The organism is Flagellimonas hymeniacidonis (assembly GCF_008040165.1).
Taxonomy (GTDB): Bacteria; Bacteroidota; Bacteroidia; order Flavobacteriales; family Flavobacteriaceae; genus Flagellimonas; species Flagellimonas hymeniacidonis.
Window position 1 is genome coordinate 1,139,304 of sequence record NZ_VRUR01000001.1, and the last position, 14,027, is coordinate 1,153,330.

A 14,027-nucleotide genomic window follows, 5' to 3' on the forward strand; every position below is an offset into this window, starting at 1 on the left:
TTCTTATTCAACTCTTTTTATTTTCCCACCAAAAACTGTTTTTTCGTCCATTTTCGCAGGATCACCATATATCAACACTTCACCTCCAGCTTTGACATTTGCCTTGACATAATCAGTAGCATAAATTTCTGCGTTTCCGCCTGCATTCACCGTAATCGTAGTGAATTTTGTTTTAAAGGCTTTTCCGTTATATACACCACCTGTATTGATAATTACATCTTGATTGTCTGAAAATCCTTTGGCTTCAATTTCCCCACCTGTGATTGCTTTTATTAATAACTGCTCTGTTTGGCAATTAACGGCCAATTCACCACCCTCCTGAGCTTTTAACTCTAAGACGCCTTGAACAAATGGTTCTTCAGAAGCTATTTTTGCGTCCTCATTTACATCCAAAACCTTTAATTCTTCAGTATAATATAAATTGACAAACGTTCTATACCCACTAAAAATCTTGTCAATTTCCATGCGCAATTTTAAAACACCTGCATTATTTACAATAGCTACTTTTTTCGTGTTAGCTCCTGTTATAACTGCTTTGTTTTCATCCGATTTGATTAGATTTATGGAAAGACCATCAAAACCCTTAACTGTTGTAAATGCCTGTAACTCTTGTGTAATTTTTTCTTCTTGCGCATTAAGCACTAAAGCAAACAAGAACACTAGCAAAATCCTTACTTTTTTCATGAGTTAAAAATTGATTCTCAATAGATAACAAATTTTATTCCAAAAACCGTATTATTTGCTTTTACCTAACAACGAAAAATCTAAATGCCTTTTGATTAAATCCGTGTTCTTAACCATTACCATCACCTCATCACCAAGCTGATACATTCGATTGGTTCGTTCTCCAATAATAGCAAATTGTCTGTCATCAAATACGTAATAATCATCTTTTATGTCCCGTATTCGTACCATTCCCTCACATTTATTTTCCACAATCTCAACATAAATACCCCATTCTGTTACCCCAGATATAACTCCCAAAAACTCGCTGTCTTTATGGTCTTCCATGAATTTTATCTGCATGTACTTAATGGAATCCCGTTCTGCACTGGAAGCCAACAATTCCATATCAGATGAATGCTTGCATTTCTCTTCATATAAAGGTTGCTTTGGTGGTTTTCCGCCATCAAGGTAATGTTGCAACAATCGATGCACCATCACATCTGGATATCTTCTAATTGGCGATGTAAAATGTGTATAATATTCAAAGCCCAATCCATAGTGACCAATGTTTTCCGTAGTATAAATCGCTTTGCTCATACTGCGAATCGTTAAAGTATCGACCAAATTCTGTTCTTTCTTTCCTTTTACGTCCTGCAATAGCTTGTTTAAAGAGCTATTGATGCTCTTTTTGTCCTTAAGGTTAATACTATGACCAAACCTAGAAATAACACCGTTTAAAGCTATTAATTTATCTTCATCTGGCTTGTCATGAATTCGATATACAAAGGTCTTTTTTTGTTTCCCTATAAATTCGGCCACTTTCTTGTTTGCCAATAACATAAACTCTTCAATAAGCTTATTGGCGTCTTTTGCCTCCTTAAAATAAACACCCTCTGGTTCGTTATTTTCAGTAAGGTTAAACCTTACCTCAATTTTATCAAAAGAAATAGCGCCTTCATCCATGCGTTTTTTACGCATAATTTTAGCAAGCTTGTCAAAGGTGAGTGTTGCTTCCACCACCTCTTTTGAAACTTTATATCCCCCTTCTCTAATGGAAATATCTTTCGGAATCGTAGCTTCTCCAGTTTCTATAATATGCTGTGCTTCTTCGTAAGCAAATCGTTCATTTGAATTAATTACTGTTCTCCCAAACCATTGATTGATCAAACTGGCATTTTTATCCATTTCAAAAACCGCGGAAAACGTATATTTTTCTTCATTTGGCCTTAATGAGCATGCATTATTGGAAAGGATTTCTGGAAGCATGGGGACAACCCTATCCACCAAATAAACCGAAGTTGCCCGCTCATAAGCTTCTTCTTCCAAAATAGTATCCGGTTGTAAATAGTGGGATACGTCCGCAATATGAATTCCTATTTCAAAGTTTCCATTTTCCAACTTTTCAAAGGAAAGCGCATCATCAAAATCCTTGGCATCCTTTGGATCAATTGTAAAAGTGAGGACATCTCTCATATCTCTCCTTTTCGCTATTTCTGATTCCTTGATGGAAGTATCCAGTGTCTGGGCAAATTGTTCTACCTCATATGGAAATTCATACGGTAATCCGTACTCAGCAAGAATAGAATGAATTTCTGTATTATGCTCTCCTGGCTTACCAAGTATTTGCGCTACTTCACCATAGGGTGAATCTGCATCTTTGGGCCATTCGCCTAAATCAACCAAAACCTTATCTCCATCCTCAGCTTTTTTAAGCTTCTCCATGGGGATAAAAATATCCTTATACATTCTTTGGTCCGATGGTCTTACAAAAGCAAAGGTCTTTTGTTTGTCAACAATACCAACATAAGACGTTTTCTTACGTTCCAGAATCTTTGATATTTCACCTTCTGGTTTTTTTCCATTGCGTCTAGGTTTAATAAAAACCTCCACATTATCGCCATGAAAAGCCCTGTTCAATCTATTATAGGGAACAAAAATATCATCATCAAGTTCATCTACTATTATATATGCATTTCCGCTTGAGGTTAAATCTACCTTTCCAGTAAAATAAGTATCCAGTGAAGGTTTCTTTTTAAACTTTCCGCGACCATCTTCAGCAATTCTATCGGTAGATTTAAGCTGCCCCAAACGTTTTATAAGATCATTTCTACCTTGGGTATCGGTAATCCCAAGTTGAGCAGCTATTTGTTTATAATTAAAACTTTTGGAGGGTTCTTTCTCTAATACGGTAAAAATGCCTTTTGTTATCTCATTCTTTCTTTGACTTCTTGTCCTCTTCTTTTTCTTTGACATTTAGTTTTTTTAATTTTCGGAAAATTACAAATTATAATTCGTGAGAACGGATTCATTAAAAAGTAATCGTAAACACTAAGTCATTTTATCAACAATTAGTAATAACATATTTTTCTTCTTTTTAAAATTTAAATAAAAATGATGATGATGATAGTGTGTTGAAATGTGGCATAACTAATTTTAGAAAAAGTTGCTTTGAACACATTAAAATTTTTGTTCACGATCCTTCATTAAGAGATGAATTTAAAAATCAGCTGATTAGATTTTTTATAAACGATATTTAATAACTGTTGTCAACATGAATTTATTGAAAAGTAAATATTGGTTTAATGTTAACTAGTTCTATTTATTGTTTCTTATCTGTTGATTAATTTTTAATTGATTTTAGGTGAATGATTGAAGAATAATCGCTATTGGAACTATTCTAATAAAAATCAAAATTTATTTTTGGTAAAAGAGTAAACAAAAGAGGTGTTTTTACAAATAGCTGATATATAATAAGATGCGAAGATTCAACGATTTTTGTCAACATACCACCATGAAAAGAATTGTACCTTTGTAAAGCATTGTGCTAAAACAAGAACCATGAAAATAGCAATAGGAAATGATCACGCTGGCACCGATTATAAACTGGCGATTATCGGTCTATTAAAGTCCAAAGGTATTGAGGTAGTCAATTACGGAACCGATGGCACGGACAGTGTTGATTATCCAGATTTCGTACACCCGGTTGCAACAGATGTTGAAGAAGGAACGGTTGATATGGGTATTGTAATATGTGGTAGCGGAAATGGAGCTAGTATGACCATAAATAAACACCAAAAAGTTAGGGGCGCGCTATGTTGGACTAAAGAAATAACAGCCTTGGCTAGAGAGCATAACGACGCTAATATATTAAGTCTTCCAGCTCGCTTTATAGCACTTCCACAAGCTTTGGAAATGGTAGAAACCTTTTTGAACACGGAATTTGAAGGAGGCCGACACGAAAGAAGAGTTGAAAAAATAGCCTGTAGATAGCCAAAACCAAAACACATGGGGCATCACCATGGTCACTCACATGCACACGACGATTTAAAAGGAAGAAACTTATTAATTTCCATTCTTCTAAACATAGCCATTACGGTTTCGCAAGTAATTGGTGGAATTCTCTCGGGAAGCCTTGCCCTTCTATCAGATGCCCTTCACAATTTTAGTGATGTACTGTCCCTGATCATTAGTTATGTGGCCACGTTATTGGGCAGAAAAAAAGCGTCCAAAAACAAAACTTTTGGTTATAAACGGGCGGAAATTTTGGCCGCATTCATCAATGCAGCTACTTTGATGGTTGTAGCTGTAATTTTAATGGTTGAGGCGGCAGAACGGTTCTTTGAACCCCAAGAAATTGGTTCTAACCTGGTCATTTGGTTGTCAGGGATAGCCATTTTAGGTAACGGCTTCAGTGTGCTTTTGTTGAAAAAGGATTCTAAGGACAATATGAATATGAAATCGGCATACCTGCATTTACTTACTGATATGATGGCCTCTGTTGCGGTGCTTATAGGTGGACTTTTAATGAAATTCTTCCAGATTTATTGGGTAGATGCCGCTCTGACCATGGCCATCGGGTTATACTTGATTTATATGGGCTATGATTTGTTAAAGGAATCCACAAAGGTGCTAATGCTGTTTACACCAAGATCTATTGAGGTTAAGGAAATTGTGGAGTCCATTTGTACTTTAGAGCCGATTAAAAATGTACACCATGTACATATTTGGCAATTGAACGAAGAAGAAATCCATTTGGAAGCCCATATCGATTTTAAAGAGGATATTAAATTGTCTGAATTCGATAAGATTTTGGTGGATATTGAAGAACATGTGTACCATAAACACGGAATCAACCATGTGAACATCCAACCTGAGTTTGATAAGTGTGATTCCAAAAGCGTAATAGTTCAAGATTGATGGAAATCATAACAAAAACTTTTGACGAACTTTCAACCAAAGAGCTGTACCAAATTTTGCAGCTGCGAAGCGAGGTTTTTGTAGTGGAACAAAATTGCGTATACCAAGATGTGGATGGCAAGGATGAAAAAGCATTGCATGTTGTGGGCATTAAAAATGGAGAAGTAGTGGCATACACCCGGATGTTTAAGCCTGGGGATTATTTTACAAACCCAAGCATTGGAAGGGTAGTGGTTGCTAAAGAAGAACGAAAATACGGCTATGGAAAAATAATTATGCAAGCTTCGATTGATGAAATGGGCAAAAGATTTAAGGGAATTCCAATTGAGCTCTCGGCACAAACCTATCTTATAAAATTTTATACTGATTTGGATTTCAAACCTTTTGGTGATGAGTATCTAGAAGATGGCATTCCGCATATAAGAATGATTAGGGCATGAAAATCACACAAGCTTTTTTGCCACACCAAGTTTAATTAGAAAATCCAGTTTTAAAATAAGATTCACTGGTCTTTCTACTTTGTTTTTTCTGGAAAAAAATAGATATCCTTCGTTTCTTATATCAAGTGCCCTAAGCTCCATTTTTCCGTGAAAACTATTTTGAGAGGCTGCAATTTCCGCTAGTTTGTCTTTAGACAATCCTTTTTGTTCTAAAAAATCAATCAATAATTTTCTATTTACAAAAGTGATATTACAAGAAGTAAATATGTTTTCTTCATCCGCATAAATGCTGGTTACCAGAGCATAAAAATCAGTTTTCTTTTTTGAATCAAAGAGCCAACCTTGTTTTTGAACCCCGTTTTTTTCATAGAAAAGCTCAAAAGAAAAAGTTGGAAGACTATCATTTACATAATCAAGTTGTGCTTTTTCATCTACATAAAAAACAGCGCTATCCGCTTTACTGGTAAGGATAAGATCTACACCTTTTTTCTGCTCTTTAAGGTTAGAAACTCTTTTAAAACAATACTTTTTTAAATGTTTCCTGTAGTAGTGGTCCAGTAATTTAGCTAATTGTTTTTCCTTTTCTAAGTCAGATCTAAAACTACTTTTCAACCTCGATTATTTTTTGAAGCAAGACAGCTCCAATTCTCTCAACAACACCAACCACAAGGGCATTCCCCATAAAAAAGGCTCTCTTTGTATCAGAGATTCCTTCTAATTTAGTGTGGTTGTCCGGGAACATGTTTAATCGTTCCAACTCTAGAGGAGATAGTCTTCTAAGACCTTTTTTGGTTGGAACCACATGTTTAAACCTGGAAGGAGATTTACCTCCTTCTCCAGTTATGATCGTTCTGGAAGGTTGATCAAGGGCATCAGGAAAAACCATACTACCCTCACTATACTTATATTCAAAACCAGCTTTGGTTTTTCTAATTTCTTTTTTTGCCCCTTTTAGATAGTGCCATTTAGGTAGCTCTGTTTCAGAAATGTAAAGATGCTCTTCCGCAGTGCCATTTTCCAGAACATCAGAAAGAACAACACGACTTCCCTCGTAGGATGGACTTGTTTTTAATGTAGATACTTTGCCATCGACGCAAACACCGGAATTTAAAAAAGGAGAAAGTGTTTTATCAACATTAAAGGAATTTGATATAGACACAAGGTCTTCTTCCAACACAAAAGAATCGGTTTTCTGGCTTGTTGATTGCACAGGAAAAGCAGAAGCCAACGTTCCATTATTCAATAGCCATTCTTTTGAATTTTTGAGGTTTTTATAAAGGGATGTAGATTTATGGTAACCAAGAAAAAAGACTCGCCTTCTTCGTTGGGGCATACCATAGTCCGCAGCATTAATTACCCGCCATTCAACTGCATAACCCAAATCATTAAGACTTCTAAGCATCACGGCAAAATCCCGACCCCTTTGAGAAGATGGAGACTTTAATAATCGGTCTACATTCTCTAAAAAAAGATATTTTGGCGGCACTTTTTTTTCCGAAAGAATTCTATGGATGGACCACCAGAGCACCCCTTTTTTACCGATGAGGCCTTTAGAGTTTTTAAGCGTTGTTGCAACAGAATAGTCCTGGCATGGAAATCCCCCAACCAAAATATCGTGATTAGGAATGGTGGAAGTTGCGACCTCTTCAATATTTACGTTGGTGTGGTTTTCTGCACCAAATTTGGCTTCATAGACCAAAGAAGCGTGTTGGGTTTTTGTGGACGGTTCCCATTGGTTGCTCCAAACTACTTTGTAAACACCTGTGTTTTCTAAGCCCAGCCTAAAACCTCCCACACCTGCAAAAAGCTCGCATACCCTTAATTGTTGCATGGTCAAAAATAAGATTTGTTATTGGGTATGGTAAGATAATCCAATAATGTGTTGAATTGTTTTTTAATCATCCCATTCTTTTTACGATCGGATGTTCGGCATTCAATTCTAACAAGTCCCATAAATTACCATACAAATCTTTAAATACGGCAACCGTTCCATAATCCGCTTTTTTAGGTTCTCGAACAAATTCAATTCCTTTTGAATTCATTTCATTGTAGTCTCTCCAAAAATCATCTGTGTTTAAGAACAGAAACACTCTTCCTCCTGCTTGGTTTCCTATAAAATGCTCTTGTTCTTCTTTTGATGCCCTAGCAAGCAAAATTGTTGTTCCAGTGGAATTTGGAGGGGATATTACAACCCATCTTTTGTCCTGCTCGGGTTGATAGGTATCCTCAATTAAGTCGAAGTGTAATTTTTTGGTATAAAAATCAATTGCTTCATCATAATCTTTTACGACCAATGCAATGTGAACTATGGATTGTTTCATGTATAATGTTTTTAAATAATAGCCAGCAGTGGATTTCTTAAGCAATGGCATAAATATACGCCAACCACGGTTGAACGAAGATGATTACCAATATATGGGACACCATAACGGGCATTAATTTATAATCACTTTGTTGAAAAGCAAAAGCCCAAGCTGCACCCAGACCAAACGTTCCGGCCAAAGGAGCTAGAGTGGCTCCTATCATCGTAATTAAATTGTGGCTTGGCCCTGTAGCATAGTTGATGTGAATTGCAGCAAATAGCATTCCTGAAACAAGAATTTGCGACGTTTTGGAAAAGCCAGATCTGGCCAGTCTTAAAATTACATATCCACGGAATATGATTTCCTGTGATATGCCATCAAAAGAAGGAACAAAAGACATGGAAAGACCAAAAGCGCTAGTATCAAAAAGCTTGTCAAATTCTTTTATCCATCCTAAATAAAGAACAATTACCTCAAATAAAAGTATGGTTAAAGCTATTTTCCAACCTCGAGTTGGTGCAGGCAGAAGCAAAGAGGATATTGACTTGCGAACATCAGAAAAATACGGAATTGAAATTAATGCAATGACCAAGATAATTTGGGTAATAGCGCCAGTTGTAAAACCTCCCGCTATAGTTGATTCAACCTCAGAAAAACCGTGGAACCATTTTGAAGCTCCAAAAATATCTTTAGCAACTGCTATGTTTGAAAGCGCTATATACATAGCACATACCAAAATAGTCTCAAAAAAAGCGATGGGTTTTGTAGTTGTATGATTTCTCTTATTCATCAATAAGGCATAATCTATCTTGACTGACTTCTATTCGTGTTGGTATTATTTTATAGGCAAACCATAATGGATAATAGCCATGGTTTTGGAATGCATTTTAATTATTTAGTACTATACTACAGTGTTTAACGACTATGACTTGCGAACAAGGTTATCAAAGTTTCTATAACCTTCTCTTTATCTCACAAGGATTTCCAAATGCCAACATATCATCAGGAATATCCTTGGTCACAACACTTCCTGCTCCAATGGTCACATTGTTTCCTATGGTTACACCAGGGAAAATAACAGCATTCCCTCCAATCCAGACATCATCCCCAATACTTACAGGTTTCGTCGATGTAAGGTATCGAGTGCCATGTTCGGTTGTAACAATCCTATCAGAAGCCTTTAAAGGATGTATTGCAGTGTAAATTTGAACGTAAGGGGCTATCAACCCATTTTTTCCAATGTTTATTTTGTTGTTATCCAAGAACATACAATTTGTATTGATGAAAGTATTATCTCCAATGGAAATATTGTCCCCATAATCACAAAAAAAGGGTGTTTCAATCCATACCCCAGAACCCTTAAAAGAAAATAATTCTGTTAAAAGATTTTCACGTTCACTAGTTAACTCTGAATTGAGACCATTATAAACTTTCAATAATTTTCTCGCCTTGTGGTACATTTCCAGTAGTTCTGGATCTCTGGAATTATAGAAATCTCCATTGAGCATTTTTCCCTTTTCAGTCACAATCGGTTTATTTTAGATAAATATAATAGCCCTGCAACTATAGTGAACAGCGTTGCTAATTATTTGGTATTGAAATTACATTATTTTTGATGAACTTGCAGTGGTACTTATGGGCTGTTCGCCTCAATTGAAAATGATTCAAGAGGGGCGCCATATACAGATATGGTTTGAATAACCGAGGGTGTTTTTTAGTGATCTTTAGAATCATTGAATTGCCATAATACATTCACTAGTTGCCATTTCCCATTCAGCTTTACGATGTGCATATAATCAATCCAATCATCTGCTATCAATTTTACTGAAGCTACTTTGTCAAAAACATCAAGGATGACGACTTCTTTTTTGGGGTTTTCAGGGAATTTGTCCCCGTCTTGGTTATAGGTTTCCGCAAGAAGAATCATGGCATCTGTAAAGGTTTCCCGCAAGTATTCTTTTCCAGTTTTTTTATTGGTCCAAAAAGTTCTTTTAACCATTCTAGGGTGAGCGGATAGTTCAAACTGTTCGGGTTTTACGTTATGTTGAGATTCGATATAATCCAACGCGACCTGTTTAATGTCTAAAGTGTCCTGTCGGGTTTGTCCGTGAACATAAAAAGTTAGAAGGAAAAATAATGAGGTTGCAAGGGTGAATGATTGTTTCATAATTGATGATTAAAATGTTGATGTTAAAGGCTTCCCGTTCCTGCGACGTTGCCCGCTTTTGTCTGCAGGAGCTACTGGAGCCAAAAAGCCAATTCGCCATAGCCGATGTTAGTAAACAGTACCGAACAATGATTATGAGGGCCTATTATTAAATATAATATTATTTGAGAGGCACAGAGCGACCTTTAGGAAATTTTCTTTACCCTAACCCATCAACTAATGTTTAATTTCATGGGTGTCCCTTACCTTACTAAAAGTCAAGTCTAACAATTTCCAACCATCTGGCCCTTTTTTATAGATTTCGGTTACGGTAAACTCATTGGACACGTCGTTTCCTCTAACATGTGCCACCAAGGTAATACGGTTCCAAAGGATGGCAGTATCGTCAAAAAATTCAACTGCTACATCATGGATATCAGCATTTTTATACCAAATACTTCCAGTCTCAATAATTTCAAGTTCTCTTTCCTTTTTCCAGGTTCCACTCATATGAACGAATTTTGACTTGTCATCAAAAAGCAGCGCTAGTTTGTCTACATTTTTGTCGGCCATCCAGGTCCACTTGTTCTTTGAAAGCGTAATAATTTCCTTTTCCGTTTTAGATTCTTGTGAGAAGGACAAGTTCACACTCAGGAAGGTTAAAACAAATCCTATAATTAGTTTTTTCATTTCCATATTTTTTAGTTTACAGTCACTTCAAAGTAAATAACTTGGCCGTTTTCTAACGCGATGAATTCTGGATAGCAATAAGTATCCGCATCTTTAATCATTAACCAAGTTCCATTAAATTTATTTATCTGTTTATAGCTTTCCAATTTTTTTAACATCAAGTACAACATGATCGCCACGGTGCATATCCGAAGGGGAAGGCACTATACAGTGTTCTCACTTGTTTTCTTCCAAGATGATCACAACTATCTATTCTTTACATAAAGATCTGTCCACATGGACCTCCATATCTTCCATGATTCATCTATCTGTTTTCGGTATATGGTTGTATTAAAGCCTTTCTGGTACATTCCGAAATTTGTTGAATCTTTTTTATAGTCCCAATCTAAAATAGAACTATGGGTTGTTACAGCTATTGTATCCAAGACCGTTAGGCTAATTATTTCTGTAGTGAATTTGTTGATAATGGTTTTGGAACTGTCTCTGGGGAACCAAAACGCCCTTATATTTTCTTTACCAATTACAGGATTGAATCTGTTGGGTTGAATTTGAGCGTCTTCTTCCAACAAATCCATTACCTTGCTCTCATCCATATTTTTCCATCCTTCAACGTAGTCCGCATGTACCTGTCTAATTTTGGACTCAATATCACTTCCTTCAGCATCCGACCTTTCTTTTGGGTTTTGATTACAACCAAGTGCAACAAGGAATAAGATTATCCCCAATGTTAGTTTACTCATTTTGCTATTGTTCATGTTTAAATAATTTTTCCTAACGGTTGGTGTATGGTGCGCATTCCGGAGGTTAAGCACTATACCCCTTGTTTTGAGTATTTTTTTATTCTATTTCTATTGTGAAGGATGCTGTTAAACCAACACTAAAATTTCGAGGAAGCTTCTCTACTCCGAAAATGGCTCTTGAATGCTCTCCCCTTTTTTCTAAGACTTTAACAAATAAGTCAGATGCCCCGTTCACGACTTGCGGTGAATCATCCCAGTTTTCGCCTGACTGGAAGTAAGCGTCAATGTGATTTAATCCAATAACCCTCTCAAATCCAACCTTTTTGTCAACTTGAGCTAAAACATTCAAAGCACAAAGTTCCATGGCTTTAAAACCATCGTCAGTATTAAGGTCATCTCCTAAACGTCCTTGATAGAGATATTTTTCATTGTAGATTGGAAACTGGATTGCTATATAGGCGATACTCTCTCGAATATTTACTGAAACATAGCTTCCACCAGGTGTTGATACATTAGGCAGTTTATATCCGTGTTTGTCTAAGTTCTCTGTAGGTGTCATTGTCTTTTTAATTACTCATAACGGTTGGTGTATGGTTAGTTGTGAGTCTCGCGCAACTAATTTAACAAAAGGAAGCCGAGCCTTGGGAAAATCCGAAGGATTTTCCGAGTAACACAGACCCCAGCAATTAATTGTACACGTTGTTTTAGGTAGTTTTTATTATTTATTCAAATCTTTATACATAATATAAGTATCCACGAATCCTAATTGAGAGTGTCTAAATCCTTTTGGTGTTGTTCCAATTATTTCAAATCCGTATTTTTTCCATAATCCTACAGCTCCTTTATTAGTACTTACCACGATATTGAATTGAATTCCTTCAAAGCTATTTTCCTTTGCTATTTTAAGGGAGTGTTCACAAAGTTTTTTCCCAATCCCTCTTCCTTGTGTGTTGGGATTTACCATATAACTGCAATTTGCAATATGGTTTCCTAAATCAATTTGATTGGGCTTAATGATATATGTTCCGAGTATTTGTCCATTTTCTTCTATCACATAGGTTTCCATATAATCTGCGAACCAATGCTTTTTCAAGTCCTTTTTCGGTGTATTCGGATTGAATACATAAGTATCTCCTGTTTCAATAACTTTTGAGAATATTTCCCAAACTTTATCAATATCAGTTTCTGTTGCTTTTCTAATATTCAATCTTTGGCTGTTTGCTTCTTCATCCATACTGGCGTTGTGTCCGATTTATGATTTTCGCCAATTATGTCCTTGTACAGTTCGGGTCTACGAGCATTTTTATATCTCCAACCACCAGAGAGCTTAATTTTTTCTTTCGTGATTTTTGAAATCGTAATTTCGTCTTCAAAGGATTTTATTTCAGATAAGACTTCTCCGTAGGGGTCGATTATCATCGAATTTCCATTTTTTAGATGTTCGCCATCATAGCCAATCGGGTTCGTAAAAACATAATAAACGCCATTGTCGTAAGCCCTTGCAGGTAGCCAACGCATCAACCAACGCCTACCTTTTGGTCCATCAAATTCCATCCGTAATGAAACAGGGTCGTTTTCACGATTCTGCCAATGTTTGTCAGCTACGTAATCCCGATGCGGCATTGCGGATGGCGTACAACCTGTAACATGGGGTGCAAAGATTATTTGCGCCCCTAAAAGGCTCGTTGCCCGCACGTTTTCTATCACGTTGTTGTCATAGCAAATCAAAATTCCGCATTTCCAACCGAGTAGGTCAAATACGCAATACTCGTTACCAGCAGACATATGTTTATTGATAAATGGATGTATCTTCCGATACTTTGCGACGACACCTTCCGCAGTAACACAGATATAAGTATTGTATATTTTGCCTTCTGATTTTTCCACTAAACCCGCCAAAATGGGAATATCTAGTTCTTTGGAAATTCCGATTAATTCCTGCGTACTTTTTCCGTTTGGAACTTCTTCAGCCAACTCCGTTATTTGTTCTAAGCTTAAATCCTTTGTAAAAGTGTAGGCGGTAATAGACATTTCGTGAAAACTGATCAAGTCTGCTCCACTAGATTTTGCTTTTTCTGCAAGCTTTCGGATTATCGATAAATTATATTTTTTATCACCGTCTTTCGGCTGAAATTGAGCTACTGATACGTTCATGTTTTGATTAATGTTGAATTATTTGATTGCTTGTGCACAACGGTTGGGCTAAGCGTAGTGCGGGGGCAAGGAAACTTTTCGTTTCTGTCTTAGCACGAAGCTAAAGCTTTTGGTTTTGCTTTTTCTTTTTTTGTCCAAAGCTAAATCCATAAGATTTAGCGACTTTATAAATATACACAGACCTTGGCTTTAAGCCCTAAAGTCCGCATTACGTTTAGGCTTTGTTGTGTGCAGTTTTATTGTGTTCTGCTTACCCGTCAATTGATACTCCGACCTGCTTATTATTCTCAAAATGAACATTGAAAAAGTAGTTTTGACCTTCTTTTTCCTGAAACGCCATTTCAAATCCCTCATCACGTACAGATATTCCTTTTAGTTCAAAATGTTTTTCAATTGATATGAATTCCATTTCAGCATTGTCAAATTGCTCTTTAAGTGCTTTTTTCGATTCAGCTTTTATTTCTTGTTCATTATTTAACGCATTCAAAAGAATTTGTTTTTGCGTTCCAGATATTCCGTCCTTGTTTCCAGCAATTAAAATCTCAATATTTGAGTCCAAAAATTTTCGATTTATTTGCCAACCAACATCATTACCCCTTATGCTAAAACTCTCGATTTCCCCAAAATCCGAATCCGTTGTTTTGAGTTTTTTACTCCCAAATAAATTTCCAAATATTCCCATTAAGTTAGT

The 14,027-nt window shown here is 36.2% G+C and carries 17 protein-coding genes; 3 read left to right on the forward strand and 14 right to left on the reverse strand.

Annotated features, from left to right (window positions below):
- Positions 1-3: 3 nt before the first annotated feature.
- Both FVB32_RS05060 and rnr read right to left on the reverse strand, forming a co-directional pair.
- Entirely contained in the window at positions 4-684 is a 681-nt protein-coding gene (locus FVB32_RS05060) for a head GIN domain-containing protein (RefSeq protein WP_147741791.1), read from the reverse strand.
- 51 nt (positions 685-735) lie between these two features.
- The gene (rnr, locus tag FVB32_RS05065) at positions 736-2,919 is read right to left on the reverse strand and encodes a ribonuclease R (RefSeq protein WP_147741793.1); all 2,184 of its coding nucleotides are present in this window, start codon (positions 2,917-2,919) and stop codon (positions 736-738) included.
- A 585-nt stretch (positions 2,920-3,504) separates the two neighbouring features.
- Here rnr and FVB32_RS05070 point away from each other — a divergent pair.
- The 3 genes from FVB32_RS05070 to FVB32_RS05080 are packed head-to-tail and all read left to right on the forward strand — an operon-like array spanning position 3,505 to position 5,303.
- Positions 3,505-3,936, forward strand: coding sequence for an RpiB/LacA/LacB family sugar-phosphate isomerase (locus FVB32_RS05070; RefSeq protein WP_147741795.1), 432 nt, complete (start codon positions 3,505-3,507; stop codon positions 3,934-3,936).
- A 15-nt stretch (positions 3,937-3,951) separates the two neighbouring features.
- Positions 3,952-4,863 carry a cation diffusion facilitator family transporter gene (locus FVB32_RS05075; protein ID WP_147741797.1) on the forward strand — a complete coding sequence of 304 codons (912 nt, stop codon included), beginning with the start codon at positions 3,952-3,954 and terminating at the stop codon, positions 4,861-4,863.
- On the forward strand, positions 4,863-5,303 hold the full coding sequence (locus FVB32_RS05080) for a GNAT family N-acetyltransferase (RefSeq protein WP_147741799.1): 441 nt from the start codon (positions 4,863-4,865) through the stop codon (positions 5,301-5,303). The genes FVB32_RS05075 and FVB32_RS05080 overlap by 1 nt, the downstream gene beginning before the upstream one ends.
- Before the next feature lie 3 nt (positions 5,304-5,306).
- Here the strand turns inward: FVB32_RS05080 and FVB32_RS05085 are convergent, their stop codons facing one another.
- The 12 genes from FVB32_RS05085 to FVB32_RS05140 all read right to left on the reverse strand — a co-directional run bounded on the left by FVB32_RS05085 (position 5,307) and on the right by FVB32_RS05140 (position 14,018).
- Positions 5,307-5,915: a hypothetical protein gene (locus FVB32_RS05085; protein WP_147741802.1), complete on the reverse strand. Its 609-nt coding sequence runs from the start codon at positions 5,913-5,915 to the stop codon at positions 5,307-5,309.
- Positions 5,905-7,134 carry a DNA (cytosine-5-)-methyltransferase gene (gene dcm, locus FVB32_RS05090; RefSeq protein ID WP_147741804.1) on the reverse strand — a complete coding sequence of 410 codons (1,230 nt, stop codon included), beginning with the start codon at positions 7,132-7,134 and terminating at the stop codon, positions 5,905-5,907. Before dcm ends, FVB32_RS05085 begins: the two co-directional genes overlap by 11 nt.
- A gap of 67 nt (positions 7,135-7,201) precedes the next feature.
- Positions 7,202-7,624: a VOC family protein gene (locus FVB32_RS05095; RefSeq protein WP_147741806.1), complete on the reverse strand. Its 423-nt coding sequence runs from the start codon at positions 7,622-7,624 to the stop codon at positions 7,202-7,204.
- 37 nt (positions 7,625-7,661) lie between these two features.
- On the reverse strand, positions 7,662-8,396 hold the full coding sequence (locus FVB32_RS05100) for a CPBP family intramembrane glutamic endopeptidase (protein ID WP_147741808.1): 735 nt from the start codon (positions 8,394-8,396) through the stop codon (positions 7,662-7,664).
- A gap of 163 nt (positions 8,397-8,559) precedes the next feature.
- On the reverse strand, positions 8,560-9,132 hold the full coding sequence (locus tag FVB32_RS05105; protein ID WP_147741810.1) for a sugar O-acetyltransferase: 573 nt from the start codon (positions 9,130-9,132) through the stop codon (positions 8,560-8,562).
- A gap of 188 nt (positions 9,133-9,320) precedes the next feature.
- A complete protein-coding gene (locus tag FVB32_RS05110; protein WP_147741812.1) occupies positions 9,321-9,773 on the reverse strand; it encodes a nuclear transport factor 2 family protein in 453 nt (150 codons plus the stop codon).
- Between the two features lie 216 nt (positions 9,774-9,989).
- Entirely contained in the window at positions 9,990-10,442 is a 453-nt protein-coding gene (locus tag FVB32_RS05115; protein WP_147741814.1) for a nuclear transport factor 2 family protein, read from the reverse strand.
- A 245-nt stretch (positions 10,443-10,687) separates the two neighbouring features.
- Positions 10,688-11,182: a YybH family protein gene (locus tag FVB32_RS05120; RefSeq protein WP_187269505.1), complete on the reverse strand. Its 495-nt coding sequence runs from the start codon at positions 11,180-11,182 to the stop codon at positions 10,688-10,690.
- A gap of 97 nt (positions 11,183-11,279) precedes the next feature.
- A complete protein-coding gene (locus FVB32_RS05125) occupies positions 11,280-11,741 on the reverse strand; it encodes a RidA family protein (RefSeq protein ID WP_147741818.1) in 462 nt (153 codons plus the stop codon).
- A gap of 159 nt (positions 11,742-11,900) precedes the next feature.
- On the reverse strand, positions 11,901-12,416 hold the full coding sequence (locus FVB32_RS05130) for a GNAT family N-acetyltransferase (protein ID WP_246139830.1): 516 nt from the start codon (positions 12,414-12,416) through the stop codon (positions 11,901-11,903).
- Complete coding sequence (locus FVB32_RS05135) at positions 12,386-13,336, reverse strand: nitrilase family protein (protein ID WP_147741820.1); 951 nt, start codon at positions 13,334-13,336, stop codon at positions 12,386-12,388. The genes FVB32_RS05130 and FVB32_RS05135 overlap by 31 nt, the downstream gene beginning before the upstream one ends.
- Before the next feature lie 250 nt (positions 13,337-13,586).
- Positions 13,587-14,018, reverse strand: coding sequence for a hypothetical protein (locus tag FVB32_RS05140; protein ID WP_147741822.1), 432 nt, complete (start codon positions 14,016-14,018; stop codon positions 13,587-13,589).
- Positions 14,019-14,027 lie beyond the last annotated feature (9 nt).